Origin of the sequence: Methylobacterium sp. 1030 (assembly GCF_040544715.1) — a bacterium.
In the GTDB taxonomy this organism is placed as follows: Bacteria; Pseudomonadota; Alphaproteobacteria; order Rhizobiales; family Beijerinckiaceae; genus Methylobacterium.
Window position 1 is genome coordinate 178688 of record NZ_JBEPKM010000011.1, and the last position, 24884, is coordinate 203571.

A 24884-nucleotide genomic window follows, 5' to 3' on the forward strand; every position below is an offset into this window, starting at 1 on the left:
GTCGAGATCGGCCCGGCGGTGGCTTCCGATCCGGTCGTGCTGCGCGTCAGGACGACAGCCCGGAGGCGGACGCAGATACCTCCACGTCCGGCCTGTGCGCCTGTCGGTATTCACGGGGGCTCGCGTCGTAGCGATCCTTGAAGCGGCGCGCGAAATGCGCCTGGCTGCTGAAGCCGCAGCCATAAGCCAACAGGCCGATCGACAGGGTGGCGCAGGCCGGGTCGGTCAGGCGCTTGGCTGCCACCTCCAGTCTGCGTCCCCAGATGTAGTCGGAGATGTGCCGGCCGCGCTCATGAAACAGCTCCTGCAGCCGCCGCAACGACACGCCCATCGCGGCGGCGAGCCGGGGCGGGTCCAGGTTCGGATCGCTCAGGTTCGCCTCGACATAGGCCTTGGCGCGCTGGACCGTGACGTTGCCGTGGACGGAACGGGGTACCTCCTGCGCCATCCGTTCGGCGAGACTCGCCACGATCAGGTCGACGCCGATCGATGCCATGCGCTCGGCCGCGTCAGGGGTGAGGCGATCGCTGACCCGGACGAGTTCCTGAAGGTACGAGCCCGTCAGGGTCGTCGAGGCGAGGTCCGCTGCGGCCGTGAGCGCGGTGTAGAGCCGGGACGGGCCCAGAACGGTCTCGAAACGCTGGCGCGGCAGATCGATGACCAAGGAGTCGCCGGTCTCCGCCTCCATCACGGATGAACTCGAGTCGAGCAAGATGAGGTCGCCCGGCTTGGTCTTCGCCTCCCGGTCAAGCTGCTGGATTGTATCCCGTCCGGACAGCTTCAGGAGCACGAAAACCCGATCGGGGTTCCCGCGGCGTCGCGCTTCGGCGTCCGTGATTCTGGTCCGCACGGTTGTGTGCCAGAAATGCGAGATCGGCATCGCGCCGATACACGTCACGTCCAGCCGTCCCTGGAACGGGAGACCGTCCGGCGTCTCGATCTCGGCAGGCACGAGCCGCTCGCAGACCAGTTCCCGCCATTGGCGGACCGCGTTTCTGGGATGAATCCCATCTGTCGAGAAAAACGGTTGCATCCGCCGCCTGGGCACCCCTGTCGCCACCCGGTGGCGAAGATCGGGAACCCCGGCGTTTATTGTATATAATCTACCTTCACAACAGGTAGACGGGGGACAAGCGGCGGAGCAGCGGCGCCCGGCCAAACAGCGCCGTCCGGAAGCGGACCGGCGATGATCCATCCCTCTCGAGCATCATCACGATCACGCGGCCTGATGTCCGACCCTAGAACCGCGCCGTCAGGAACAGCCGCACGTTCCGCCCCGGCAGCAGGATCTCGTCCTTCTTGAACGAGGTCGAGTTGCGGATATCGTCGTTCAGGAGGTTGCGGCCCTGGAGGCCGAGGGTGATCGCGCTCGCCCCGTAGACCGCGGGATCGACGGCCTTGGTGTAGCTCAGCTCGGCGCGCAGGTCGTCGTAGCCGGTGGTCGGCGTCTCGTACACCGCCGTGGCGTCGTGGCTGAAGGCGTGGAGCAGGTTCACCCGCGCGAACCATCCGTCGGCCCGCAGGTAGACGCCGCCGCCGAGCCGGTAGGGCGGGATGCGCGGCACGTTCGCGCCGTTGTCGAACTGGGCGCGGACGAAGTCGAACTGCGCCTCGACGCCGGCGAAGCCGTTGCCCACCGGCACGAGGTCGTACTGGCCGATGATCTCGGCGCCGTAGAAGGTCGCGTTCTGCTGCTGGTAGACGATCTGCCGGTTGTCGGTGCCGACGCCGCAGGAGGCGAAGTCGTCGTCGCAGGTCAGACCCGTGTAGTTCCGGTAGATGAAGCCGGTGTAGCGGGTGAAGTAGCCGGTGGCGTCCAGACGGAAGGGCCCCTCGGCCCGCCGGATGCTGGCCTCGACGGTCCGGGCTCGCTCCTTCTTGAGGTTCGGGTTGCCGATCTCGAAGGTCGCGGTGGCGTCGTGCGGGCCCTGCGAGAACAGCTCATAGCCCGTGGGCCCGCGCTCGACGTAGGAGCCGGTGAGGCTCGCCACGAAGCCGTAAGGCAGGTCCTGCAGGGCGCCGATGCTGGCGCTCTTCGGGGCGAAGCGCCGGGTGCGCGCGTACTGGAACGGCTCCTGTCCGTCGACCGGCACGTAGTCGGCGGGGAACTGCGCCGCCGTGCTCGAGAGCCGGTCGACCTCGTAGCGCCCGGCCGCCTGCAGCCGCGTGCCCGGGCGCAGTTCCAGCTCCTCGAAGAGGTAGACCGCGTTCGCGCGCGACTCCGTCTTCGGCAGGAACGATTCGAGTTGCGTGTTGATCACGCGCCGGTCCGACTGGAAGCCCAGAGCGCCGGTGAGCCTGCCGAACTCCGTGATGACCGGGACGTGCTGGAGTTCCAGGCGTCCCTCGGCCTCGCGGTTCTTGAAGATCGCCTGGACGCCCTCGATCCCGTCGTCGCCGATCCCGACCTCGTTGTGGCGGTAGACCGAGTAGCCCGCCCAGTAGCGGATCACCTCGAAGGGCCCGTCGAGCGGACGGTACTCGCCCCGCGACAGGACCCGGTCCTGGTTCGGGGTCAGGCGGGTCCGGTCCTGCTCGGCCACGCCGCCGGGGATCGCGTAGACCGCGTCGTAGTGGCTGAAGGAGATGCCCACGAAGCCGCGGTCGCCGATCGCCGAGATGCCGACCGCGCCGCCCTGCGACTCGTTGTACGAGTTGCGCTGGATCCCGCCGGGGATCGCGTAGCTGTCGTTGGCGGTCTTGAAGCCGTCGGCGTGGACCGCGATGCCGTCGCCGCCGGCGTCCACCGTGGCGGCCCCGAGCCGGCCGTTATCCACGCTGGAGAAGCCGCTGGTGACCTGCCCCTGCACCCCGTTCGCCGGGATGAAGGTCGGGACCCGGTTGTTGTCGGCCGAGACGACGCCGCCGATGGCCCCCGAGCCGTAGCGCAGGGTCGCGGGACCGCGGATCACCTCGATCCGGTCGGAGACCAGCGGGTTCACCGGCACGGCGTGATCCTCGCCGAGGTCGGACACGCCGCCGTTGACGATGCCGTTCTCCTGGATCCGCACCCGGGCATTGTCGAGGCCGCGGATGATCGGTCGCGAGGCCGCACCCGGCGCGTAGGTCGTGCCCGAGATGCCCGGACGGTCGAACAGGGCGTCGCCCAGGGTCCGGGGCTGGTCGCGCGCGATCTGGTCCTGGGTCACCACCGTCACCGGTGAGAACGTGTTGGTCGCCACCGGCAGGACGCCGATCGGCACCGCCGCGTCCGCCGCGACCGCGCCGCGCGACGGCTGGATCGGGCTCGGGCTGGTGACGCTGATCTCGTCGAGGGCGACGGCCTGCTGCGCCCGCGCGGCGGAGGGCGTGAGGAGGCCGGCGCAGACGGTCGAGGACAGGACCGTGCTGGCGAGGAAGCCGAAGCGGCGCGAGGGAAGCATCGAGACTCACACAGTGTTATATCGTTTCATTGTTGCGGTGCCTCGGTCCGGTGCAAGCGTTAATCCCGCCGGTGTCGGACACGGCCGAGAAACGTTACATCGTTGCAACAGCGATCCGGGCGGCGCGCCCGCACAAGCTCAAGACGCCGGTTGACTTTGAAACGTTATAACATTTTGATCGCGTCATGACTCAGCGCGACACCCGCCTTCCCGTCACCGTCCTGTCCGGCTTCCTCGGGGCCGGGAAGACGACACTTCTCAATCACGTGCTCACCAATCGCGACGGCCGCCGCGTCGCGGTGATCGTCAACGACATGAGCGAGGTGAACATCGACGCGGATCTGGTCCGCGCCGGGGGCGCCGACCTGTCCCGGACCGACGAGACGCTCGTCGAGATGACCAACGGCTGCATCTGCTGCACCCTGCGCGACGACCTGCTCGCCGAGGTCCGGCGGCTGTCGGAGACGGGGCGGTTTGACTACCTGCTGATCGAGGGGACCGGCATCGCCGAGCCGCTGCCGGTCGCCTCGACCTTCTCGTTCCGCGACGAGGCCGGCCGCTCCCTGTCGGATCTCGCCCGGCTCGACACGATGGTCACGGTGGTCGACGCCGTGAACCTGCTGAAGGATTACGGCTCGGCGGCCTTCCTGCGCGAGCGCGGCGAGACGGCGGGCGCCGAGGACACGCGTACGCTCGTGGACCTGCTCGTGGAGCAGATCGAGTTCGCCGACGTGGTGGTCATCAACAAGGCGCGCGACGTGCCGGCCGAGCACCTCGCGCTGGTGCGCTCCGTCGTGCGCGGCCTGAACGCCGATGCCCGCATCCTCGAGACCGATCACGGGCGCGCGCCGCTCGCCGAGATCCTCGACACCGGCCTCTTCGACGAGGAGAAGGCGCAGCAGCACCCGCTCTGGTTCAAGGAGCTCTACGGCGCCCACGCGCACGTGCCGGAGACCGAGGAGTACGGCATCGCCTCCTTCGTCTACCGAGCCCGGCGGCCCTTCGACCCGGAGCGCTTCAACGCCTTCGTCAACGCCACGTGGCCGGGTCTGATCCGCGCGAAGGGCCATTTCTGGCTCGCGACCCGGCCGGACTGGGTCGGCGAGTTCTCCCTGGCGGGCGCTGTGGCCCGGGTCTCGGCGATGGGGTTCTGGTGGTCGGCCGTGCCGCGGCGGCGCTGGCCGGAGGCGCCCGAGTTCCAGGCGCGGCTCCGGGACGTCTGGAGCGAGGTCTGGGGCGACCGGCGCCAGGAGCTGGTCTTCATCGGCACCGGCATGGACGCCGCGGCGCTCACGGCAGCGCTGGACGCCTGCCTGCTCGAGACCGGCGCGGACCGGGCGCCGTTCGATCCCGCGCCCTATCGCGGCCTGCCGGACCCGTTCCCGGCCTGGCGCCGCGCGGCCTGAGGGCGACGGTCAGGTCGCCAACGCTTCCGCCTCGTCCTCGGCCTCGATCTCGGCATCCGCCTCGGTCGTCTGACCGGATGCGCCGGCCGCCTCCGCGAGGCCGCGGGCCGCCTTCCGCAGGAGCTTCCGGAGGCGGCGGCGGTCGGTCTTGTCGAGGTGGTCGAGCAACTCGGCCTCGACCTCCTCCTGGATCCGCTCGATGGCCTCGGCCTTGGCCCTGCCGGTCTCCGTGAGCTGGACCCGCACCACGCGGCCATCGCCCGATTCGGCCCGGCGCTCGACGATGCCGAGGGCCGCGAGCCGCGTGACGGTCTTGGAGGCGGTGGGCGGCCGGACGCGCAGCAGGGCGGCGAGATCGCCCATCGTCATCGTGCCGGCCGCGGCGAGCGCCTGCACCACCTGCTCCTGGCCGGCGAACAGGCCGAGCTTGGCCAGACGGTCGCCGGTCCGTGCCCGGTGCAGGCGCGCCGCCTGCACCAGCGCCCAGCCGACGCTGCGCACGCCGGGTGGCCTCAGCTTCTTGGACGGGAGGCCGAGCAACGCGGCCTCGTCCTGATGATCGCGCTTCTGCTTGTCGCCCACCGGAGCGCCCGAATTAGAGCCGGCGGCCGCCGGACGATCCTGAATCTGCACCGTCCACCCCCATCAAGCGGCCGCCCAGGTCCCTGTGGCGCCGACCGGTGACGATGCGATGACGGGGCTGGCGCGGAGGCCCGCTCAGCAGTGCATGAGACGCTGGAGACGGTCCAGGATGTCCTCGCCGGTGCAGGGACGGGCGATGAACTCGGCATGCTCGGGCATGCGGGCCGGGTCCGGGGCCGCGCGCCCGGACACGATCAGGATCGGCAGTTGCGGCCGCGCCTCGGCCACGGAGCTCGCGAGGTCGAAGCCGTCGGTCTTGCCCGAGAGCTGCACGTCCGTGACCAGCCCGCAGATGTCCGGGCGCGCCTGCAGGATGCTGAGCGCCCGCTCGGCCGAGGCGCACTGGACGGTGTCGTAGCCGCCTTCCTCCAACACGTCCCCGAGGTCCATGATCGTCAGCGCCTCGTCCTCGACGAGGAGGATTACCGGCCGATCGCCGCTCGAACCCGTCTGCTCGCTCGCCACTGTGTACTCCCTTCGGCAGCACCCGGCCGCGCGGGCCGCCGCACGCATCTCCAGCCGTAGGCCCAACGGCAGAAACGGTCCCGGGTTGCAGGCCGGCACGGGGGCTCGTCACGGGAAAGTGGAACGCGCGGGCCTCATGTCGATGCCGGCGCCAGCTCGGTCACCACCCCGGCGACGGCCTCGATGAGCCGGTCGAGATCCGCCGCGCCGATCGTGAGCGCGGGGGTGAGGTAGACGATGTCGCCGAAGGGCCGCACCCAGACGCCGCGGGCGAGCAGTTCCGCCTTCAGGACGGCCAGATCGGGCGCCCGCGCGAACTGGACCGCGCCGATGGCTCCGAGGACCCGGACATCCGCCACGCCGGGCACCCGCCGCAGAGGCTCCAGCCCCGCGGCGAGGCGCTCCGCGATGGCGCGGGCCTGGGACAGGCGCGGCTCGGTCTCGAACAGGTCGAGGCTGGCATTGGCCGCCGCGCAGGCGAGGGGGTTGGCCATGAAGGTCGGGCCGTGCATCAGCGCCGCCGCCGGATCCTCGGACCAGAACGCCGCGAACACCTCCGTGCGGGCGATCGTGGCGGCGAGCGCCATCGTGCCGCCCGTGAGCGCCTTCGACAGGCACAGGATGTCGGGCACGATCCCCGCCTGCTCGCTGGCGAACAGGCTGCCGGTGCGCCCGAAGCCGGTGAAGATCTCGTCGGCGATGAGCGGCAGCCCGTGGCGGCACGCCAGCCCGGCGACCGTCGCCAGCACCTCCGGCGGGTGGGTCCGCATCCCGCCGGCCCCCTGCACCAGCGGCTCGACGATCACCGCCGCCAGGGTGTCGCGATGGGCCGCCAGGGCCGCGTCGAGCGCCGCGGTCTCGGCCCCGCTGCGCGGCAGGTCGCAGAAAATCTGGCCCGGCAGGTAGGCCCCGAAGCGGCGGTGCATGCCCTCCTCGGGGTCGCAGACCGACATCGCCCCCATCGTGTCGCCGTGGTAGCCGCCGCGGAACGCGAGGACCTTCGTCCGCCCGCTCACGCCGCGGTTGATCCACATCTGCGCCGCCATCTTGAGCGCGACCTCCACGGCGACCGAGCCCGAATCGCTGAGGAAGACGTGGTCGAGATCGCCCGGCAGCAGGGCGGCGAGCCGCCGGGCCAGGGCTTCCGCCGGCGCGTGGGTGAGGCCGCCGAACATCACGTGGGGCATGCGCGCGAGCTGGTCGGCCACCGCGCCCGCTATGTGCGGGTGATTGTAGCCGTGCACCGCGGTCCACCAGGAGGCGATGCCGTCCACGAGCTCGCGCCCGTCGGCGAGGCGGATGCGGGTGCCCTGGGTCGCGACCGCCTCCAGGGGCGGCGCCGCGCGGCGCATCTGCGTGTAGGGCCGCCAGAGATGGCCTGCGGGCGTTGCGAGGGTCATGCGCCTGGCATGATGTGGCCTCGGACGGGGGTCAAGGACCGGCACCCGCCGCTTGACATTGTCCGCGCGGCACCGCCCATCCCCGTCTCCATGGACAGCCTCGACGCCTTCGCCACCGGGAAACTCGACGCCCTCGAGGCCGGCAGCCTGCGCCGCAAGCTGGTGCCGACGGAGCGCGGCGCCGGCGCCGCGGCGGCGCGGCGGGGACGGGCGCTCGTCTCCTTCTCGTGCAACGACTATCTCGGCCTCTCGCATCACCCGCGGGTGATCGCGGCGGCCCAGGCCGCGGTCGCGAGCCACGGCGCGGGGGCGGGCGGGTCGCGGCTCGTGACCGGCGACCACCCCTATCTCGGCGCCCTGGAAACCGGCCTCGCGCGCCACAAGGGCACGGAGGCCGCCCTGGTCTTCGGCAGCGGCTACCTCGCCAATCTCGGCATCACCCCGGCGCTCGCCGGGCGGGGCGACCTCGTCCTGCTCGACGAGCTGTCCCACGCCTGCATGTGGGCGGGCGCGCGGCTCTCGGGCGCGCGGGTCCTGACCTTCCGCCACAACGATCCCGGCGACCTCGCGGCGCGGCTCGCCGAGCACCGGCCGCACCACGGGCGCGCCCTCGTGCTGACCGAGCGCGTGTTCAGCATGGACGGCGACCGGGCGCCTCTCGGCGACATCCTGGGCATCGCCGAATCCTTCGACGCCTGGACGCTGGTGGACGACGCCCACGGCATCGGCGTGGTCGAGGACGGACCGCGGGCGCCCCTGGAGATGGGCACCCTTTCGAAGGCGCTCGGCTCGTACGGCGGCTATCTCTGCGCCTCGCGCCCGGTCATCGACCTGATGACGAGCCGTGCCCGCAGCTTCGTCTACACCACCGGCCTGCCACCGGCCTCGGCCGCCGCGGCCCTGGAGGCGCTGGCGATCCTGGAGGCGGAGCCCGAGCGCCGGGCCCGTCCGCTCGCCCTCGCCCGGCGCTTCACCGCCCGCCTGGGCCTGCCGGAGGCCGAGAGCGCGGTCGTGCCGGTCCTGGTCGGCGAGGCGCAGGCGGCGCTCGACATCTCGGCGGCGTTGGAGGCGCAGGGCTACCTCGTGGTGGCGATCCGCCCGCCGACCGTGCCGGCCGGCACCGCGCGGCTGCGGGTCGCCTTCTCGGCCGCCCACGACGAGGCCCAGGTCGACGCCCTCGCGGAGGCCGTGGCCGCCCTGATCGGTTGAGCGCGGGCGCTTCTCGGTGATCGCGCCGATTCTCATATCTGCGGGCCCAACACGCGGCTGCGGACACCCTTCGTCTCTGCGAGCGCAGCGAAGCTGGGCAGGGCGGCACGACCCCTGGGATCGTGGCGCCACGCTGGATTGCTTCGCTGCGCTCGCAAAGACGGTGAGGGCGTCGCGACAACCTGCTAAGGCGTTTCGCGCACCGAGAACCCGATCCGGCCGCCCGAGGTCGGGCGACATCATCGAGAGGACGACGCCATGGACGCCACCGCGCTGCGAGCCCTCCAGGCTCCGATCAAGGACAAGTACCGCACCGCGCCGGACGCGGCGGTCATCACCTTGAAGGCCAGGGGCACGCTGGACGACACCAAGATCGCCTGCAAGGTCGAGACGGGCCGCGCCATCGCGGAGGCCGGGCTGCACCCGGCCACGGGCGGCTCGGGCGCGGAGCTGTGCTCGGGCGACATGCTGCTGGAGGCGCTGGTCGCCTGCGCGGGCGTGACGCTCAAGGCGGTGGCGACCGCCCTGGAGATCCCGCTGCGCGCCGGCACGGTCAGCGCCGAGGGCGACCTCGATTTCCGCGGCACCCTCGGGGTCGACAAGGAGGCGCCGGTGGGCTTCCGCAACATCCGCCTGTTCTTCGAGCTCGACACCGATGCGCCGGAGGACAAGCTCGCGCAGCTCCTGAAGCTGACCGAGCGCTACTGCGTCGTGTTCCAGACCCTCAACCACAAGCCGGACCTGTCGGTCGCCGCGACGACCGCCTGACGGAGCGCACCATGGCGGGCGGCATCACCCAGGCCGAGTACTGGAACGGCGAGGTCGGGACGCGCTGGGCGCGCAATCAGGCCGTCCTCGACGCGATGTTCGTCCCGCTGACGGAGGCGCTCTTCGCCCGCGCGGGGCTCGCCCCGGGCGAGACGGTGCTCGACATCGGCTGCGGCGCGGGCGCCACGACCCTGGATGCCGCGCGCCGGGTCGGGCCCGCCGGGAGCGTGGCGGGCGCCGACATCTCGGCGCCGCTCCTCGCCGTGGGGCGGGAGCGCGCCGAGGCGGAGCCCCCCGGGAGCGCGTCGCTCCAGTTCGTCGAGGCCGATGTCGAGACGGCCGATCTCGGCCGGTTCGACCACGTCGTGTCGCGGTTCGGCGTGATGTTCTTCGCGGATTCCGCCCGCGCCTTCGCCAACGTGCGCCGGATGCTTCGGCCGGGCGGCCGGATGACCTTCCTGTGCTGGCGGCCCCTCGCCGAGAACCTGTGGGTCGGCGTGCCGCGCGACGCGGTGCTGCCGCTCCTGCCGGAGGTGCCGCCGCCGCCGCAGCCCGACACGCCGGGTCCGTTCCGCTTCGCCGACGCCGACCCGCTCGTCGCGCTCCTGCGCAGCGCCGGGTTCGACGCCGTCACCTGCGATGCCCTCGACCGGGACATCGTCCTCGGGCAGGGCGAGACCGACGCGGCGGCGGTCGCGGCGGCCACCCACGTCGCCCTGAACCTCGGGCCGAGTTCCCATCTCGTCCGCGAGGCCGCGCCGGATCTCCGGGCGCGCGCCGAGGCGGCCGTGGCGGAGGCCCTCCGGCGGCACGCGGCGGGCGGCGCCGTGCGCCTGCGCGCCGCCTGCTGGCTCATCCAGGCGGGATAGGTTCCGCGCCGCTGCTCGATCTCACCGTCTTCGCGAGCGGAGCGAAGCGATCCAGCCCGCGCGACGATCCGGGGCGTCCCGCTGCCCTGGGTCACTGCGCTGCGCGCGTGATGACGAAGGGCGCGACGGCCGCCGAAGGGTCGATCGGAAACGGTATCAGAGACCCAGCGCGCCGCCGTCCGAGCGCGGGTCGTGGGTCGCCTCGATCCGCCCGTTCCGGGGATGGCGGACCAGCATGCCGGCATGGCCGAGCGAGTCGATGTAGGAGCCGCCGAGTTCCTCGATCTCGTGGCCGAGTCGGCCCAGGGACGCGATGCAGGCCGGATCGAACCGATCCTCCACCTTCACGCTGAGGGAGGGCGCGCCCCAGGTGCGCCCGTAGAGCAGGCGCGGCGCGTCGACCGCGTCCGCCACCGACATCCCGTAATCGGCGTAGCGGGTGAAGATCTGGGCCTGGAACTGCGGCTGCCCGTCGCCGCCCATGCTGCCGTAGCTCATCACGCGCCCGTCGTCGAAGGCGGCGAGCGCCGGGATCAGCGTATGGAACGGGCGCCGGCCCGGCTCCAGGGGATTCACGGCCTTCGGGTCGAGCGAGAACGACATGCCCCGGTTCTGCCAGCAGATGCCGGTGGCGGGCAGGACCGTGCCGGAGCCGTACTCCCAGTAGACCGACTGGATGTAGGAGACGGCGAGGCCGTCCTTGTCGATGGCGCCCATCCAGACCGTGTCGCCGTGACCGGGATCGGGCAGGGGCACCCGGGCGGCGCGGCCCATGTCGACGAGCGCGGCCTCGCGGGCGAGCCGGTCCGGGGTCAGGAAGGTGGCGGGATCGTGCCGCAGGCGGGCGAAATCGGTGACCACCCGGTCGCGGATCGCGAAGGCCCGCTTCGTCGCCTCGATCAGCCCGTGGTAATGGGCCGTGGTCTCGGGCTCGACGATGTTGAGACGGTCGAAGATCCCGAGGATCAGGAGCGCCGCGAGCCCCTGGGTCGGCGGCGGGAAGTTGTAGAGCGTCGCGTCGCGGCGGCGGATCGACAGGGGCGCCCGCTCGACCGCCGCGAAGGATTCCAGATCCGCCCGGGTGACCGGCGCGCCGAGGCGCTCCAGGTCGGCGGCGATCTCCCGGCCGATATCGCCGCGGTAGAAGTCGCCGAGGCCCGCATGGGCGAGCTGCTCCAGGGTGGCGGCGAGCAGCGGGAGGCTCCGGGTCTCGCCGGCCGGGAACGGCTTGCCGTCCTTCAGGAACGTCCGCGCGAAGTTCGGGGCGTCGTGGAGGGTGTCGAGTTCCTGGGGCACGTAGCGCGCCTCCGACGGGGAGACCGGGACGCCGGCCCGCGCCTGCGCGATCGCGTCGGCCAGCAGGGTCTCCAGCGGGAGGCGGCCGCCCAGCGCCCGCGCCAGCTCCAGGGCGAGGCGCCAACCGCTCACCGCGCCCGCGACCGTCACCATCGCGTCGGGGCCGCGGGCGGGGATCGCGTCGTAGCCCTTCTCGCGATAGCGCGGGATCGTGGCGAGGCGCCCGGCCGGACCGCAGGCCTCGATGCCGCGCACCCGCCCGCCGCGCTCGCGCACGAGCCAGAAGCCGTCGCCGCCGATGCCGTTCATGTGCGGGTAGACCACCGCGATGGAGGCGGCCATCGCCACCATCGCCTCGATGGCGTTGCCGCCCTGCGCCAGGACGGTCTGCCCCGCCTGGGCGGCGAGGCTGTGGGGCGCGGCGACGGCGGCGGACGTGAAGACGGGGGTCTCGGGCATCGACGGTCCTGTGGTGTACCGGCCGCACGGTTAGGCGAGCGCGCGGCTCCTGCAAAGGTCGAGCGTGTTCGACCAGCACGCCGTGCTATTCTGCGGCCCGTACTGTCGCCGACTAGCGGCCCATGGTCCGGAAGCTCATAGCCTCGTTTGCCCTGGCCCTCTCGGCCGTGCCCGCCGCGGCCCAGCAGCACGTGCCCTCGGTCTTCGAGGGCGCGGGCGCCGATCCGCGCGTCTCGGTCTCCCAGCCGGAGACCACCAGCCAGGCCTCCGGCGGCTACGTCCGCTCGGTCGAACCCTCGCTCGGCCCGCTCGGCGATCCGCTGGGGATCCGCCCGGTCCTGAAGGAGCGGGGCATCGAGTACAGCCTGACCTACATCGTCGACGTGCTCGGCAACCCGGTCGGCGGCCTGCGGCAGGGCGCGATCGTCGAGGACCGCCTCAACCTGCGCCTCAACCTCGACCTCGACCGGCTCGCGGGCTGGCAGGGCGCGACGGTCCACGCCAACGCCTACTTCATCCACGGCACCGGCCTGTCGCGCTACTATGTCGGCAACCTGCTCACGACGAGTGTCATCGAGGCGCTGCCGTCGACGCGGCTCTACGTTCTCTGGCTCGACCAGAGCCTGATGGACGGAAAGCTCGGGATCCGGATCGGCCAGCAGGCCGCCGATACCGAGTTCTTCGTCAGCCAGACCGCGACCCTGTTCGTGAACTCGACCTTCGGCTGGCCGGCCATCACCGGGCTCGACCTGCCGAGCGGCGGCCCGGCCTACCCGCTCGCGGCGCCGGCGATCCGGGCCAAGTACGTGCCGGGCAACGGCTTCTCCCTGCAGGTCGGCCTCTACGACGGCGATCCGGCCGGCGCGAACCGCCCCGGTCGGGATCCGGAGGCGCAGCGCCTCGACCGGACGGGCACGAATTTCCGCCTGCGCGATCCGGCCCTGGTCATCGCCGAGGCCACCTACGCGTACAACATCGCGCCCGGCGCCCGGGGATTGCCCGGGGACATCACCCTCGGCGGCTGGCAGCATTTCGGCCGGTTCGACAGCCTGCGCTTCGACATCACCGGCGTGCCGCTGGCCGACCCGAACGCCACCGGGATCGGCCGGCCGGTGCGCGGCAATGCCGGCCTCTACGCGATCTACGACCAGACCCTCTACCGGGAATCCGGCAAGGACGACGAGGGCCTGGGCTTCTTCGTGCGCGCGGCGTGGTCGCCCACGCGTTCGAGCCTGATCGACGCCTACGTGGATACCGGCCTCGCCTACAAGGGCCTGTTCGAGGGGCGCGACGACGACACCATCGGACTCAGCTTCGCCTACGCCCGCATCGGCGACGACGCCCAGCGGGCCGACCGGGACACGATCCTCTACACCGGGATGCCGATGCCGCGCCGCCGCGCCGAGGCGGTGATCGAGGCGACCTACCAGGCGGTGGTCGTGCCGGGCTTCACGGTGCAGCCCGACGCGCAGTACGTCATCCGGCCGGGTGCCGGAATCGCCGGTCCGGACGGGCGCCGGCTGCGCAACGCGGCGGTGCTCGGCCTGCGCGCGACCGTGCAGTACTGAGCCGGCCTGCGACCGCGGCACCCGGAACGCTCCCGGGCCTCCGCCTCTTTCAGCAGCATGTTGATTTTCGAGTGGGTCGTCGGCGTCCTGTTCGGCGCCGTCCTCCTGGCCGGCGTCGCGCGCCGGCTCGGTGCGCCGTATCCCGCCTTCCTGGCGCTGGGCGGCGTCGGCCTCGCCTTCGTGCCCGGCGTCCCGAACCTGCGGCTCGATCCCGAACTGGCGCTCGCCCTGTTCCTGGCCCCGGTCCTGCTCGATGCCGGGTTCGATGCCTCGGTGCGGGACCTGAAGGAGAACTGGCGCGCGGTGCTCGGGCTCGCGGTCGGGGCCGTAGCGGTGACGACCGTCGCGGTCGCGGTCGTGGCGCGGCTCGTCGTGCCGGACATGCCGCTCTCCGCCTGCATCGTGCTCGGCGCCGTGGTCGCGCCGCCCGACGCCGTGGCGGCGCTGGCGGTGCTCAAGCACGCGCCGATGCCGCACCGGCTCGCCACGATCCTACGCGGCGAGAGCCTGCTCAACGACGCGGCCTCACTGCTGATCTACCGACTCGGCGTGACGGCCGCGATGGCCGGCACCTTCCACCCGGCGGAGGTGGCGCCGGCCTTCCTCCTGGGCGTGGTCGCGAGCCTCGTCGTCGGCCCCTGCCTCGGCCTGCTGTTCGTGGCCGTGACCCGGCGCGTGACCGATCCGGCGAGCGCGATCGTGCTCCAGTTCGTCGCCGCCTTCGGGATCTGGCTCGCCGCGGAGCGGCTGGAGCTGTCGGGGGTCCTGACCATCGTGACCTTCGCGGTGACGGTCGCCCGCCGGGCACCCGGCGTCACCGCGCCCCGCGCCCGGGTGATCTCCTACGCAGTCTGGGACACGGCAGTGTTCGTGCTCAACGTCCTGGCCTTCGTGCTGATCGGCATCCAGATCGACCCGATCCGGGATCGGTTGAGCGGCGCGGACGCGTGGCAGGCGCTGATCCTCGCGGGCGCGACCTTCGCCACCGTGGTCCTGACCCGCCTCGCCTGGGTGATGCCGACCACAGGGATCCGCGGGTTCGGCCTCCGGCAGGCCGGCGCCCCGGCGCGGCTGGGCCCTGGGATCGCCCTGTCGTGGGCGGGCATGCGCGGGATCGTCACCGTGGCGGCCGCCCTGGCGCTGCCTGCCGAGTTCCCGCACCGGGATCTCGTGGTGGTCACCGCCTTCGTCACGGTGCTCGGCACCCTGATTATCCAGGGCCTGACCCTGCGGCCGCTGCTCGCCCGTCTGCGGCTGGAGGACGATGATCCGGTGGGCCGGGAGACCGGTCGGGCCCGCGCGGCGGCCTACGAGGCCGCCCTTGAGAGCCTCGCCGACGCCGAGAACGAGCCGGCGACCGACGCCCTGCGCGCCGAGTTCCGCGCGGCCCTCGCGGAGGCCGAGGCGCATGACGAGGGCTTGGCGCCGGAGAGCCTGCCGGCGGATGCCGCGCGGCGGCGCGCCGTCGAGGCCGCCCGCGACGCGGTGCTCGCCCTGCGCCGCCAGGGGCGGATCGGCGACGACGCCTACTACCTGCTGGAGGAGGAATTCGACTGGGCCGAACTCAGCGCGACCCCGCGCGCGGAGACCTGAGCGCGCCCCGTCAGACGCCCTTGCGGGCCGCCACCCGGGCCTCGATCGCGTCCCAGACCGCGACCGACAGGTCGGGGCCCCCGAGTCGCTGGATCGCCCGGATGCCGGTGGGGGAGGTGACGTTGATCTCAGTGAGGTGCCCGTCGATCACGTCGATGCCCACCAGGATCAGGCCCCGCCGCGCCAGTTCCGGGCCGATCGTGGCGCAGATCTCGCGCTCGCGGTCGGTCAGCTCGGAGGCGGAGGCGGCGCCGCCGCGGACCATGTTGGAGCGGATGTCGTTCGCGGCCGGGACGCGGTTGACCGCCCCCATCGGGACGCCGTCGACCAGGATGATGCGCTTGTCGCCCTCGGTGACCCGGTCGAGGTAGCGCTGCACGACCCAGGCCTCCCGGAAGGTCGTGGCGAACAGGTCGAACATCGAGCCGAAATTCGGGTCTTTCTCGGTGACCTTGAACACGGCCGCGCCGCCGTGCCCGTGCAGCGGCTTCATCGCCACGGTCCCGTGCTCCAGCCGGAAGGCCTCGATCTCCGCCTTGTCGCGGCTGATCAGCGTCGGCGGCATCAGCTCGGGGAAGTCGAGGACGAACAGCTTCTCGGGCGCGTTGCGCACCTCGAAGGGATCGTTGACCACGAGGGTCTCCGGATGGATCCGCTCGAGCATGTGGGTGGCCGTGATGTAGGCCATGTCGAAGGGCGGGTCCTGGCGCATCAGCACCACGTCCGCCTCGGCGAGGTCGATCCGCTCCGGCGGCGCCAGGGTGAAGTGCGCGCCCTCGACGTCCTGCACTCTCAGCCGCTCGACGCGGGCCGTCACGCGACGGCCCTGCATCGAGAGCCGGTCGGGCGTGTAGTAGACGAGCGCGTGCCCCCGCCGCTGGGCCTCCAGCAGCAGGGCGAAGGTGGTGTCACCCGCGATCCGGATATTCTGGATCGGGTCCATCTGGACCGCGACGGTCAGGCTCATACCAAACGCCCCTCGCCAACGGCGGGCAACTCGACCGGGTCCCGTCTCAATCGTCGGACAGGGACTTACTGCCCGTGCGCTTGTCGTAGTCGCCGATCGCCGCCCGGCATTCCGGGGACAGGCGCTTGCGGTTGCGCATCATGCAGCGATCCGCGTCCTGGCTGTTCGGATCGACGCCCGCGCAGAGGCGGAAATAGTCGTTCGCGCAGCCGAGCTGCAGGCCCTGATCCTCCCGCTGGGCGTAGGCGGGGCCGGCGGTCAGCGCGAACAGCGCCAGCGCCGCAGTAGCCAAGCCGCGGCGGCGGAAGGCGCGCAGGGATCGTTCCGGAACCAGTCGCATTCAGCGGTGTCCTCAATCTCGATCGGGCGGAGAGCCGACACGGCGGTCCCGCCATCGCCCGTGCCCGGCATATCGGTCGGGCCGGGCGGTAGGCAAGCGCCGAGGGTCCCGACGGGTTCCGCGCGGCAACGTCGCGGCCACGCTTCGCCGCGGTGTGGCGCGCGGGTCGCACAGCGCCGCCGCCCGGCGGGCCGTCCGCACATAAGAAGGCCCCGTCCGGATCGGACAGGGCCTCAAGTCGAAGGGAGGAAACGCCCGCCATGGGCGCGAACACCCAAGCAATTCACGCGCCAACTCCTGCCAGCACCGAGATTCCCGGCCGGGGCCCGGAAAGACTCCGTTAACCACGTCGTGCTGGATTGTTTCGGTAGCCCTTGCCGACGCCCTCCGAAGGGCCCGGGCCAGATGCTCGGACCGCCGACAGGAGCCGGAGACCATGACCCTCATCAAGCCGCTGGAGACCGGCGAAGCCCGTTCGTCGAAGCCCGCCGCCGATCCGGCACGCAGAGCCGCCCAGGCCCCGTCCGCCACCCTGATCCCGTTCCCGGGCGCGGAGTCGCGGCGGACCTGCCGGATCCCGCGCTCCGGCGAGCGGCGCGGCGAGATCCTCCTGTTCCTCGGCGTGCGCTACGAGCGCCTCGCGTCCTGAGGACGTCCCCGCGCATGTCACCCCGGCCGCGCGACACCACCGACGGTTCTCCCATGTCAGCCCCGGATCGCCGGCAGCCCGACCGCGCGCGCACCGCGCTGCGCCTCGCCCCCGCCGGCGCCGCGCTCGCCCTGCTCGCGGCCTGCACCCAGAGCGGCGATTTCGGCCGGCCGCGCACGGGGGTCTGGAACGGGCTCATCGACACGACGGGCAGCTTCAGCACCCGGGATCGCGGGCGCCTCCTGCTCGATTCCGGCCTCACCGACGACGAACTGACCCTGCGCGACCGCGCATGGCGGTTCGTCGCGCCGGCCAGCAACTTCACGGCCTTCCAGGACACGGTGCTCGGCCTCGCCAGCGCCCACGCACTCCCGCCGACGTGGCGCTACGAGGAAGTCGGCGCCTATTACGAGGCTCTGACGGCGGAGCCGTCCCGCTCCCCGGTCTCCCGCTACCGGAAGCTCAGCGACGACGCGACCGCCGATGCCCGGCTGATCCCGCTCTTCGTGGCGCTGGCCGCCCGCGTCATCGACGCGGATGCCGCTCGCCTGCGCAGCCTGCCCTTCGCCAAGACCCTCGACGACGCCGCCGTGCGGGATGCCGTCCAGCGGGTCGCCGAGAACCGCTGCCTGATCGCCTGGGTGCGCTTCGAGGCCGGCCTGCGGCTCGCCCGCTACCGGTTCGCGCTGGAGCACCTGTTCGCGGCCGCGCCGGCGCCGGAATCGGTCTCGGCCGAGCGGTCCATCCTGATGCTGGCCGCGCGCCGCAACCTGCTCGACCCGCTCCTGCCGCCGGACGCCGCGGCCCGGTGCGGCCTCGGGCCGCTTCCGCTGCCGCCCCCACCGGTCGCGCAGGCGGAACCGCTGGTGGTCAAATACTGAGCGCTCGAGGCCGCCCCGGGATGAAGGCCGTGCCGCGCGGATGGCCGGAGGCCGGACTCCGCCGGCCCTAGTACTTCAGTCCGGTGTCGCAGAGGACGGTCACGGCGGTCGCGTCGCTGGGGAGGCGCCCGGACGACAGCAGCGCGACCGTCGCCGCGACGTTGGCCGCCGCCGAGTAGCCGACATGCAGGCCCTCCCGCGTCGCCAGGGCCCGCCGCCACTCCTCGGTCGCCGCGTCGGTCACCGGGATGGACAGGTCCATCAGGCCGGCCGTCCAGTGCGGCGGGACGCTGCCATAGCCGGTGCCCTGGATCAGGTGCCGGTGCTTCGTGACCGGCGATCCGCCGAGGGGCTGACAGCCCGCCGGCTCGACCGCGGCGCAGATCAGGGACGGGTTGCGCGCGCGCAGGGCCGCGGCCACGCCGAGGAAGGTCGCGCCCGTGCCCACGGCCGCCACCCAGGCATCGACCCGGCCGGACGATTGCGCCCAGATCTCCGGTCCGGTCGTGTCGCGATGCGCGCGCACGCCCTCCGGCGCATGGAACTGGTCGATGTAGAAGCCGCCCCGCTCGGTCGCGACGCGCTCCGCCGCGTCCGCGGCCGCCCGCACGTCGGCGCCGGTGACCTGCCCCGGGACGCCGTCCACCTGCGGCACCCGCACGACCTCGGCACCGAGCGCCTCGAGCATCCGCACGCGCTGGAGACTGTTCCCGGCCGACATCGTGACCACGAGCGGGTGCCCCAGGGCCGCGCAGGCCACCGCGAGGCCGGCCCCCATGTTGCCGCTGGTCATCTCCACCACGGGCGCCCCCGCGGCGAGGCGGCCGTCCGCGCGCGCGGCCAGCAGGATGGCGCGGGCGGCGCGGTCCTTGACGCTGCCGCCGGGCTGCATGAACTCGGCCTTCGCGAGGATGCGGCCCGGACCGGGATGGACGCGGTCGAGGGCGACGAGCGGCGTGTTGCCGATCAGATCGAGGGCGGATCGCGTGATCCCGGCGGCCGAGGACGGCATCGTCGCGGCGGCTGCGGTCATCGCGTCGGCGGGGCCGGCGCCGTCATCCGGGAGAACGCGGGGCCGCGGGGGCTCAGCACCGGCCGACCGGCGCCGCGGACCCGTGCGGCGTCCTCGCTCAGCGTCCCGCTCCCTTGCCCGACGCATCCTTGCCCGACGCGTCCTTGCCGGGCGTGTCCTTGCCCGCGGACGCATCGTCCGTCGGCGTGTCGGTGGTGCAGGAGACGGCCTGGACGGCGGCGTTGGCGGCGGGCCTCTGGCTCGGGAGACCGGCGATCACCCGCACCACCACGAAGCCGCGCGCGTCGGGCGCGACGATGCGCACGTCGCGGCTCGGATCGTTCTCGTCGTCGTCGGCCAGCGCCTCGTCGTACTGCGCCCGGGTCAGGATCACGAGATCCAGGGCCCCGCGGACCGCGGCCTGATCGGTCACCGCGTAGAACGCCCCGCGGCGGGCATGCGCGGCGAGCGAGAGCGACAGCGGACCGGTGCGGGCCGAGACGCGCATGGGCCCGTCCGCGAGGTTGTAGGCGCAGACGCCCACGGCGACCGCCGGATCCGGGATCGGCAGCCACGCCTCGGGCGGGGAGGGGTCGTCGCCGGTCGCGACCGCGTAGATCGATTGCGGATGGTCCAGGTTCTCGCTGGTGCGGGCGCGCGAGACCGCGTCGGCCTCCGACAGGGCGGGGATCGCCAGGACCGCCGCGATGTGGACGATCCCGGCGAGCACGAGGCCGATCAGCGTGGCGTAGACGAAGCGCAGGCTCACGGGGCGCACCCCACGCGGGTGATGGCCGGCACGGCACTTCGGTCGAGGGACCCGACGCTGGCGGCGACCGGCGTATCGTACAGGCGCAGGGCGAGGCGGACCGGCCCGCTCGCCCGCGGGCTCGGGAGCCAGTTGCCCGGCTGGACATCCGGCGCGAGCGTGATCGTGAAGCGCCCGTCGGCCGTGCGCAGCACTTCCGTGGAGGTGAAGCCCTCGCGCAGCGGCGCGCGGCCGGGTTCGCGCGCGCCGCGCCCGGCGACCGTGACGGTCCAGGCGCGGGCGGGCGGCGTCGCGCCGCCGATCCGGTACGTGCAGGTCGCGTCGAGCGCCTGACCGGAATCGTCGACCGCCGCGGTCAGAAGCAGGCCCTCACCGACCGCCAGAGGGATCTCGCCGCGGCGCGCGTTGACGGCGCGGGTGTAGGGATCGGCATTCGCCGCGCCGGCCCGCGGCCACGCGGTCCAGGCTCCGACCTGCACGCCGCCGAACGGGTAGCCGCCGCTCGTGGCCCAGTCGGCGCTGGCGAGTCCCAGGACGGCGCCCAGCGCCAGGGTGTAGGCGGCGAGGCCGGCGATCGAGCTCTTGCGCCAGAGGCGCAAGACGAAGCGCGCAGCGCCGTTGCGTGGGGCGCCGGCGAACACGGAGGTCCGGCCGAGCGCCTCGGGGATCGTGAGCTTCATGCGCTCACCGCACCTCGGTGAAGCCGCCGACCGGGCGGGCGCCCTCGGCGACCTCGCGCAGCTGACCCAACGGCGGCGCCGCCGCCCGGTCGCCGGGCTTCCGGCCGGTCTTCGGCGCGCTTCCGGCGCCGGCAGGCGCGTCCGCGGCCGAGCCGGGCGCGCGTTCGACGGTGCGGAACAGGCCGTTGAGGCCGCTGATCACCTCGAAGGAGCGGCGCGAGAGCTTGCCGTAGGCGCTGGCATTGGGATCGGTCGGCGCGGTCGGGCCGCCGGAGGCCTGCTGCTGGGCGGCGCGCGGGCTCTCCTTCAGGCCGGGCAGGCCCTTGATCTCGATGCCCTGGTGGGCCGGCTCCATGACGTCGTGCCAGAGCTGGGCCGGGAGGGAGCCGCCGGTGAGCTTGTTGGTCGAGGTGTGGTCGTCGTTGCCGAACCAGACGGCGCCGACGTAATTGCCGGTGTAGCCGACGAACCACGCGTCCCGGTAGGCGTTCGTCGTGCCGGACTTGCCCGCCACCTTCACGCCCTCGAGCTGGGCCCGCTTGCCGGTGCCCTCCTCGACCACCTTGTTGAGCATGAAATTCATGTCCGCCACGACCTGGGGCGAGAGAACCCGCTCGGGCGCCTCGTCGGCGTGGCGGTAGATCACCTCGCCGGACGAGTTCTTCACCTCGATGGCCGCGTAGGGCTTGGCGCGGAAGCCGCCGTTGGCGAACACCGCGTAGCCCGCCGCCTGGTCGATGACCGTCACCTCGTCCGAGCCGATCGGCATCGAGACCGTATCGATCAGGTTCGAGGTGATGCCCATCTTGTGGGCGAGTTCCGTGATCTTCGCGCGGCCCGCCTTGGCGGCCTTGGCCTCGTGGGAGATGCCCATGGCCTTGCCCAGCGAGATCGAGATCTTGATCGGGATCGTGTTGATCGACTTCGCCACCGCGAGCCACATCGGCACCCGTCCGGCATAGGACCGGCCGTAATTCTGCGGGCACCAGTTGCCGATGCAGACGGGGCTGTCGACCACCGTCGTGTCGGGCTTGAACAGCCCGGAGGCGAGCGCGGCCGAGTAGACGTAGGGCTTGAACGAGGAGCCGGGCTGGCGCAGCGCGTCGGTGGCGCGGTTGAACTGGCTCTCGCCGTAATCCGCGCCGCCCACCATGGCGCGCAGCGCCCCGTCGGGATCGAGGATCACCATGGCGGCCTCGTCCACGTCGTAGGCGTCGCCGGATTTGCGCAGGATGTCGGCCACCGCCTCGTCGGCCCGCTTCTGGATCGCGAGGTCCAGCGGCGTCTTCACGGTCAGCACGCGGTCGTTGCGCAGCTTGCCCGCGTCGGCCATCGCCTTGATCTCGCCGAAGGCCCAGTCGAGGTAGTAGTCGGCGGTGATGTCGCGGGTGCGGGTCACCGGCGTCGCCGGGTTGCGGAGCGCCGTCTGGATCTGGCCCTCGGTGACGAAGCCCGCCTCCACCATGTTGTGCAGCACGTCCGCCGCCCGGGCGCGGGCCGCCGGCAGGTTGACGTGCGGGGCGTACTTGGTCGGCGCCTTGAACAGGCCCGCCAGCATGGCGGCCTCGGCGAGGCTGATGTCCTTGAGCGGCTTCCCGAAGTAGTAGTCCGCCGCCGCCACCGCGCCGAAGGTGCCGCCGCCCATGTAGGCGCGGTCGAGGTAGAGCTTCAGGATCTCGTTCTTGGTGAGATGGCTCTCGAGCCACAGGGCCAGGAAGGCCTCGTTGACCTTCCGCTCCAGCGAGCGCTCGTTCGTCAGGAACAGGTTCTTGGCGAGCTGCTGGGTGATCGAGGACCCGCCCTGCGTCCCGCTGCCGCCGCGGGAATTGTTCACCAGCGCCCGCAGCGTGCCGATCGGGTCGATGCCCCAGTGCTCGTAGAAGCGCCGGTCCTCGGTGGAGACCAGCGCCTTGATCATGATGTCGGGAAAGTCGTCGAGCTTCAGCGAGTCGTCGTGCTTGATGCCGCGCCGCCCGACCTCGGTGCCGTAGCGGTCGAGGAAGGTGACGGCCAGATCCTGCTGCTTCAGCCAGTTCTCGCTGGTGAGCTGGAAGGCGGGCTGCGCCAGCGCGAGCATCAGGATGGCACCGCCGGTCCCGATCGTCACTCCCTCGCTCGTCAGGTCGAGGGCGACGCGCTTCCAGCCGCGCACCGCGAAGCGGCTCATGACGCGGTGGAAGCGCTCATAAGCCTGACCCGTCGACTGGCCGCCGTCGTACAGGCTCGCGTTGACCCAGGCGTCGAAGGCGAGGGCGGCGCGTTCGAGGCGGACCTTGATCTCGGTGAACGTCGGCAGGCGCACGATGTCGAACCCGGCTTGTCGAGCGCCTCTGCGGCGGATCCTGGCGGCGGATGGTCGGGCGCCCGCGCCGCGGACACGAACCCTGCGCCGGCGCCACCGCACGGCATCCGACTTCCATAGCAGGATCCGGAACCGGCGGCGAGGCTCTGCGCAGTCTCGTGATTCGCCGCGGACGAGCTTGGCCGTAACGCACGACGGGGCGATCCGGTCGCATGGCAATCGCAGGGCGGCCGTCGGCGACACTCGGCTGCCACGCTTGCAGCGGCGCGGCGCCTCGGGCAGAGAGGCGGCTTCCCATCCGAGAGACTTTCCCGATGCCCAAGCCCGAGGCGCCGCGCCGCGGGGCGGTCGAGCCGTTCTGGCGGACCAAGACGCTCGAAGCCATGACCCCGTCCGAGTGGGAGAGCCTGTGCGACGGCTGCGGCCGGTGCTGCCTGATGAAGCTCGAGGACGAGGATACCGGCGAGGTCCACCACACCGATATCGGGTGCACCCTGCTCGACGGCCTCACCTGCCGGTGTCGCGACTACGCGCGGCGGCAGAAGCGGGTGCCCGACTGCGTGCGCCTGACGCCGGAGGCGGTGCGGTCGATCGCCTGGCTGCCGCCGACCTGCGCGTACCGGCTCGTGCGCGACGGGCAGCCGCTCTACCCGTGGCACCCCCTGGTCTCCGGCCGGGCCGCGAGCGTGCACGAGGCGGGCATCTCGGTCCGCGGCCGGCTCGCCGGCAACGAGGAGGAATTCTCGGAGGACGAGTTGCCGGACCGGATCGTGGCTTGGCCGGGCCTCGATCCCGGCGCGGTGTGAAGCGACCGCACCGGACGTCCCCTCGAGCGATCGGCCGAGTTCGCGAGCCTCGGTCGGTACGCCCTAGCCGGCCCCGGCGTGCCGGCCGAGCAGCCGGCCTCCGGCCAATCCGTTCGCCGCGATCACGATGGCGACCGCCGCCGCGTGGAACAGCAGGTCCGTGGCGGTGGCGTCGTGCGGGTGGACCGGCATCAGCAGCGCCGCCGCCGCCGCCGCCACCGCCAGCCCCCCGAGGGCGGCCGTGAGGTTCGGCCGCAGCGGGCAGGCGCGCCGCAGCATCACGACGATCAGCAGGGACAGCGGCACCGAGACGCAGATCAGGAAGCTGAAGCAGCCCGTGATCGCGTGCTCGCCGGGCAGGTCGGCCCCCGGCGCGATCCAGTCGCGCAGGCAGCCCAGGCCGCTCGCCCCGACCCAGAGGGCGAGGGGCGGCAGCGGCAGCAGCGCCCAGCGGCCGGACCGTCCCGGCACGCTGGTGGCGAAGGCCGCGTAGGCGGCCGTGATCGCCGTCAGTACGGCGCCCACCGCCGCGAGGGCCAGATCCGGCACATGCATGCGCAGCATGAAGCCGCCGGTCCCGACCCAGGCGGCGAGGACCACGCCGATCAGAAGCGTCACGCCGAGCCAGAGGGCCGCGCGGGCCTCCGGGGCCGGCAGCGGCCGCACGGGTTCGAGCCCGACCGCGAGTTCCTCGACCAGCCGCTCGTGGCGGGACAGGTCGCCGCCGGCCCAGTTGCTCCCCTCTCCGGGCATCACTCCCGCTCCTGCGTCAGGCTGGCCCGGAGCGCCTTCAGCGCCCGGTGCAGGTTCACCTTGAGGGCCCCCTTGCTGCGGCCGGTGAGGGCGGCGGTCTCGTCGAGCGACAGCTCGCGCAGGCCCAGGTGCTCGACCGCCTGCCGCTGGCCGTCGGGCAGGGCCGCCACCGCCCTGGCCAGGGCGGCGGCCCGGTCCCGCGCCTCCAGCCCGTGGCCGGGGGCCGGCCCCGGATCGACCTCCGCCTCGTAGGCCAGCGGGTCGTTGACCTCCCGCGGGCGCCGCCCGGCGCGGCGCAGCCGGTCGATCGCCCGCCGCTGGGTGATGGCGCGCAGCCAGGGCAGAAACGGCCGGGCCGGATCGTAGCTCGCCCGAGCCCGGTGGACGGTCATCAGCGCGTCCTGCACGACGTCGTCCACCGCCTCGCCGCGCACGCCCTGCGCACGCGCGATCGCCGAGACCACGGGCAGACAGGCCTTCAGCAGCGCGCGATAGGCGGCCGCGTCGCCGCTCTGGGCCGCCGCCATCAGGGTGGCCAGTTCCTGTTCGAGCGCCATCCGGGCTCCGCCGTCGTTCCGTCCCCCGGCACGCGGCGTGTCTAACCCACGGTCCGATCCCGACGCCAGCACCCAGCCGCGCGCGGGCATCCCGCCCGGGACGGCGAGGA

At 72.6% G+C, this 24884-nt stretch carries 23 protein-coding genes; 9 read left to right on the forward strand and 14 right to left on the reverse strand.

What is annotated here, in order from left to right:
• Positions 1-46: 46 nt before the first annotated feature.
• Together ABIC30_RS17825 and ABIC30_RS17830 are read right to left on the reverse strand one after the other, a co-directional pair.
• Positions 47-1033 (reverse strand): helix-turn-helix domain-containing protein, encoded by a 987-nt coding sequence (locus ABIC30_RS17825; RefSeq protein WP_354455855.1) that lies wholly within the window; start codon positions 1031-1033, stop codon positions 47-49.
• A gap of 205 nt (positions 1034-1238) precedes the next feature.
• Positions 1239-3383, reverse strand: coding sequence for a TonB-dependent receptor (locus ABIC30_RS17830; RefSeq protein ID WP_354455856.1), 2145 nt, complete (start codon positions 3381-3383; stop codon positions 1239-1241).
• A 185-nt stretch (positions 3384-3568) separates the two neighbouring features.
• On the opposite strand from ABIC30_RS17830, the gene zigA reads away from it, so the two are divergent.
• A complete protein-coding gene (zigA, locus tag ABIC30_RS17835) occupies positions 3569-4789 on the forward strand; it encodes a zinc metallochaperone GTPase ZigA (RefSeq protein WP_354455857.1) in 1221 nt (406 codons plus the stop codon).
• A 9-nt stretch (positions 4790-4798) separates the two neighbouring features.
• On the opposite strand, the gene ABIC30_RS17840 is transcribed toward zigA, so the two are convergent.
• The 3 genes from ABIC30_RS17840 to ABIC30_RS17850 all read right to left on the reverse strand — a co-directional run bounded on the left by ABIC30_RS17840 (position 4799) and on the right by ABIC30_RS17850 (position 7296).
• Positions 4799-5371, reverse strand: coding sequence for a MarR family winged helix-turn-helix transcriptional regulator (locus ABIC30_RS17840; RefSeq protein ID WP_244539976.1), 573 nt, complete (start codon positions 5369-5371; stop codon positions 4799-4801).
• 135 nt (positions 5372-5506) lie between these two features.
• On the reverse strand, positions 5507-5896 hold the full coding sequence (locus ABIC30_RS17845) for a response regulator (protein WP_020093672.1): 390 nt from the start codon (positions 5894-5896) through the stop codon (positions 5507-5509).
• Between the two features lie 134 nt (positions 5897-6030).
• Entirely contained in the window at positions 6031-7296 is a 1266-nt protein-coding gene (locus ABIC30_RS17850) for an adenosylmethionine--8-amino-7-oxononanoate transaminase (protein WP_354455858.1), read from the reverse strand.
• 90 nt (positions 7297-7386) lie between these two features.
• Between ABIC30_RS17850 and ABIC30_RS17855 the strand changes: the two genes are divergently transcribed.
• From ABIC30_RS17855 to ABIC30_RS17865, 3 genes are all read left to right on the forward strand, one after another.
• Entirely contained in the window at positions 7387-8505 is a 1119-nt protein-coding gene (locus ABIC30_RS17855; RefSeq protein ID WP_091979469.1) for an aminotransferase class I/II-fold pyridoxal phosphate-dependent enzyme, read from the forward strand.
• A gap of 258 nt (positions 8506-8763) precedes the next feature.
• Positions 8764-9273 (forward strand): OsmC family protein, encoded by a 510-nt coding sequence (locus ABIC30_RS17860; protein ID WP_103985409.1) that lies wholly within the window; start codon positions 8764-8766, stop codon positions 9271-9273.
• Between the two features lie 11 nt (positions 9274-9284).
• Entirely contained in the window at positions 9285-10142 is an 858-nt protein-coding gene (locus tag ABIC30_RS17865; protein ID WP_354455859.1) for a class I SAM-dependent methyltransferase, read from the forward strand.
• Positions 10143-10298: 156 nt separating this feature from the next.
• Here the strand turns inward: ABIC30_RS17865 and ABIC30_RS17870 are convergent, their stop codons facing one another.
• Positions 10299-11897 (reverse strand): gamma-glutamyltransferase family protein, encoded by a 1599-nt coding sequence (locus ABIC30_RS17870; protein ID WP_354455860.1) that lies wholly within the window; start codon positions 11895-11897, stop codon positions 10299-10301.
• A 122-nt stretch (positions 11898-12019) separates the two neighbouring features.
• Here ABIC30_RS17870 and ABIC30_RS17875 point away from each other — a divergent pair, with 122 nt between their 5' ends.
• Positions 12020-13465: a carbohydrate porin gene (locus ABIC30_RS17875; RefSeq protein WP_354455861.1), complete on the forward strand. Its 1446-nt coding sequence runs from the start codon at positions 12020-12022 to the stop codon at positions 13463-13465.
• 57 nt (positions 13466-13522) lie between these two features.
• Entirely contained in the window at positions 13523-15058 is a 1536-nt protein-coding gene (locus ABIC30_RS17880) for a cation:proton antiporter (RefSeq protein ID WP_020093679.1), read from the forward strand.
• A gap of 10 nt (positions 15059-15068) precedes the next feature.
• Here the strand turns inward: ABIC30_RS17880 and gshB are convergent, their stop codons facing one another.
• Together gshB and ABIC30_RS17890 are read right to left on the reverse strand one after the other, a co-directional pair.
• Positions 15069-16025, reverse strand: a complete 957-nt coding sequence (gene gshB / locus ABIC30_RS17885) for a glutathione synthase (RefSeq protein WP_354455862.1) — start codon at positions 16023-16025, stop codon at positions 15069-15071.
• A gap of 46 nt (positions 16026-16071) precedes the next feature.
• Positions 16072-16365, reverse strand: a complete 294-nt coding sequence (locus ABIC30_RS17890) for a hypothetical protein (protein WP_020093681.1) — start codon at positions 16363-16365, stop codon at positions 16072-16074.
• Positions 16366-16801: 436 nt separating this feature from the next.
• On the opposite strand from ABIC30_RS17890, the gene ABIC30_RS17895 reads away from it, so the two are divergent.
• Positions 16802-17014, forward strand: coding sequence for a hypothetical protein (locus ABIC30_RS17895; protein WP_056525564.1), 213 nt, complete (start codon positions 16802-16804; stop codon positions 17012-17014).
• A gap of 53 nt (positions 17015-17067) precedes the next feature.
• The gene (locus ABIC30_RS17900) at positions 17068-17895 is read left to right on the forward strand and encodes a hypothetical protein (RefSeq protein WP_354455863.1); all 828 of its coding nucleotides are present in this window, start codon (positions 17068-17070) and stop codon (positions 17893-17895) included.
• A 67-nt stretch (positions 17896-17962) separates the two neighbouring features.
• Here ABIC30_RS17900 and ABIC30_RS17905 read toward each other — a convergent pair whose 3' ends face one another.
• The 4 genes from ABIC30_RS17905 to ABIC30_RS17920 all read right to left on the reverse strand — a co-directional run bounded on the left by ABIC30_RS17905 (position 17963) and on the right by ABIC30_RS17920 (position 22658).
• A complete protein-coding gene (locus ABIC30_RS17905; RefSeq protein ID WP_354455864.1) occupies positions 17963-18928 on the reverse strand; it encodes a PLP-dependent cysteine synthase family protein in 966 nt (321 codons plus the stop codon).
• 97 nt (positions 18929-19025) lie between these two features.
• Positions 19026-19685, reverse strand: coding sequence for a DUF1254 domain-containing protein (locus ABIC30_RS17910; RefSeq protein WP_107351944.1), 660 nt, complete (start codon positions 19683-19685; stop codon positions 19026-19028).
• Positions 19673-20356 (reverse strand): DUF1214 domain-containing protein, encoded by a 684-nt coding sequence (locus ABIC30_RS17915; protein ID WP_020093686.1) that lies wholly within the window; start codon positions 20354-20356, stop codon positions 19673-19675. The genes ABIC30_RS17910 and ABIC30_RS17915 overlap by 13 nt, the downstream gene beginning before the upstream one ends.
• A 4-nt stretch (positions 20357-20360) precedes the next feature.
• Entirely contained in the window at positions 20361-22658 is a 2298-nt protein-coding gene (locus ABIC30_RS17920) for a transglycosylase domain-containing protein (RefSeq protein ID WP_354455865.1), read from the reverse strand.
• A gap of 314 nt (positions 22659-22972) precedes the next feature.
• On the opposite strand from ABIC30_RS17920, the gene ABIC30_RS17925 reads away from it, so the two are divergent.
• Complete coding sequence (locus ABIC30_RS17925; RefSeq protein ID WP_020093688.1) at positions 22973-23464, forward strand: YcgN family cysteine cluster protein; 492 nt, start codon at positions 22973-22975, stop codon at positions 23462-23464.
• A gap of 63 nt (positions 23465-23527) precedes the next feature.
• On the opposite strand, the gene ABIC30_RS17930 is transcribed toward ABIC30_RS17925, so the two are convergent.
• Positions 23528-24217, reverse strand: a complete 690-nt coding sequence (locus ABIC30_RS17930) for an NrsF family protein (protein WP_354455866.1) — start codon at positions 24215-24217, stop codon at positions 23528-23530.
• Positions 24217-24774, reverse strand: a complete 558-nt coding sequence (locus tag ABIC30_RS17935; RefSeq protein ID WP_354455867.1) for a sigma-70 family RNA polymerase sigma factor — start codon at positions 24772-24774, stop codon at positions 24217-24219. Before ABIC30_RS17935 ends, ABIC30_RS17930 begins: the two co-directional genes overlap by 1 nt.
• Positions 24775-24884 lie beyond the last annotated feature (110 nt).

Excerpts from the sequence above, each read along its gene's own strand:
- ABIC30_RS17825 (WP_354455855.1), bottom strand. The coding sequence starts at position 1,033 with ATGCAACCGTTTTTCTCGACAGATGGGATTCATCCCAGAAACGCGGTC.
- ABIC30_RS17830 (WP_354455856.1), bottom strand. The coding sequence starts at position 3,383 with ATGCTTCCCTCGCGCCGCTTCGGCTTCCTCGCCAGCACGGTCCTGTCC.
- zigA (WP_354455857.1), top strand. The coding sequence starts at position 3,569 with ATGACTCAGCGCGACACCCGCCTTCCCGTCACCGTCCTGTCCGGCTTC.
- ABIC30_RS17850 (WP_354455858.1), bottom strand. The coding sequence starts at position 7,296 with ATGACCCTCGCAACGCCCGCAGGCCATCTCTGGCGGCCCTACACGCAG.
- ABIC30_RS17855 (WP_091979469.1), top strand. The coding sequence starts at position 7,387 with ATGGACAGCCTCGACGCCTTCGCCACCGGGAAACTCGACGCCCTCGAG.
- ABIC30_RS17860 (WP_103985409.1), top strand. The coding sequence starts at position 8,764 with ATGGACGCCACCGCGCTGCGAGCCCTCCAGGCTCCGATCAAGGACAAG.
- ABIC30_RS17865 (WP_354455859.1), top strand. The coding sequence starts at position 9,285 with ATGGCGGGCGGCATCACCCAGGCCGAGTACTGGAACGGCGAGGTCGGG.
- ABIC30_RS17870 (WP_354455860.1), bottom strand. The coding sequence starts at position 11,897 with ATGCCCGAGACCCCCGTCTTCACGTCCGCCGCCGTCGCCGCGCCCCAC.
- ABIC30_RS17875 (WP_354455861.1), top strand. The coding sequence starts at position 12,020 with ATGGTCCGGAAGCTCATAGCCTCGTTTGCCCTGGCCCTCTCGGCCGTG.
- ABIC30_RS17880 (WP_020093679.1), top strand. The coding sequence starts at position 13,523 with ATGTTGATTTTCGAGTGGGTCGTCGGCGTCCTGTTCGGCGCCGTCCTC.
- gshB (WP_354455862.1), bottom strand. The coding sequence starts at position 16,025 with ATGAGCCTGACCGTCGCGGTCCAGATGGACCCGATCCAGAATATCCGG.
- ABIC30_RS17890 (WP_020093681.1), bottom strand. The coding sequence starts at position 16,365 with ATGCGACTGGTTCCGGAACGATCCCTGCGCGCCTTCCGCCGCCGCGGC.
- ABIC30_RS17895 (WP_056525564.1), top strand. The coding sequence starts at position 16,802 with ATGACCCTCATCAAGCCGCTGGAGACCGGCGAAGCCCGTTCGTCGAAG.
- ABIC30_RS17900 (WP_354455863.1), top strand. The coding sequence starts at position 17,068 with ATGTCAGCCCCGGATCGCCGGCAGCCCGACCGCGCGCGCACCGCGCTG.
- ABIC30_RS17905 (WP_354455864.1), bottom strand. The coding sequence starts at position 18,928 with ATGACCGCAGCCGCCGCGACGATGCCGTCCTCGGCCGCCGGGATCACG.
- ABIC30_RS17915 (WP_020093686.1), bottom strand. The coding sequence starts at position 20,356 with ATGAAGCTCACGATCCCCGAGGCGCTCGGCCGGACCTCCGTGTTCGCC.
- ABIC30_RS17925 (WP_020093688.1), top strand. The coding sequence starts at position 22,973 with ATGCCCAAGCCCGAGGCGCCGCGCCGCGGGGCGGTCGAGCCGTTCTGG.
- ABIC30_RS17930 (WP_354455866.1), bottom strand. The coding sequence starts at position 24,217 with ATGCCCGGAGAGGGGAGCAACTGGGCCGGCGGCGACCTGTCCCGCCAC.
- ABIC30_RS17935 (WP_354455867.1), bottom strand. The coding sequence starts at position 24,774 with ATGGCGCTCGAACAGGAACTGGCCACCCTGATGGCGGCGGCCCAGAGC.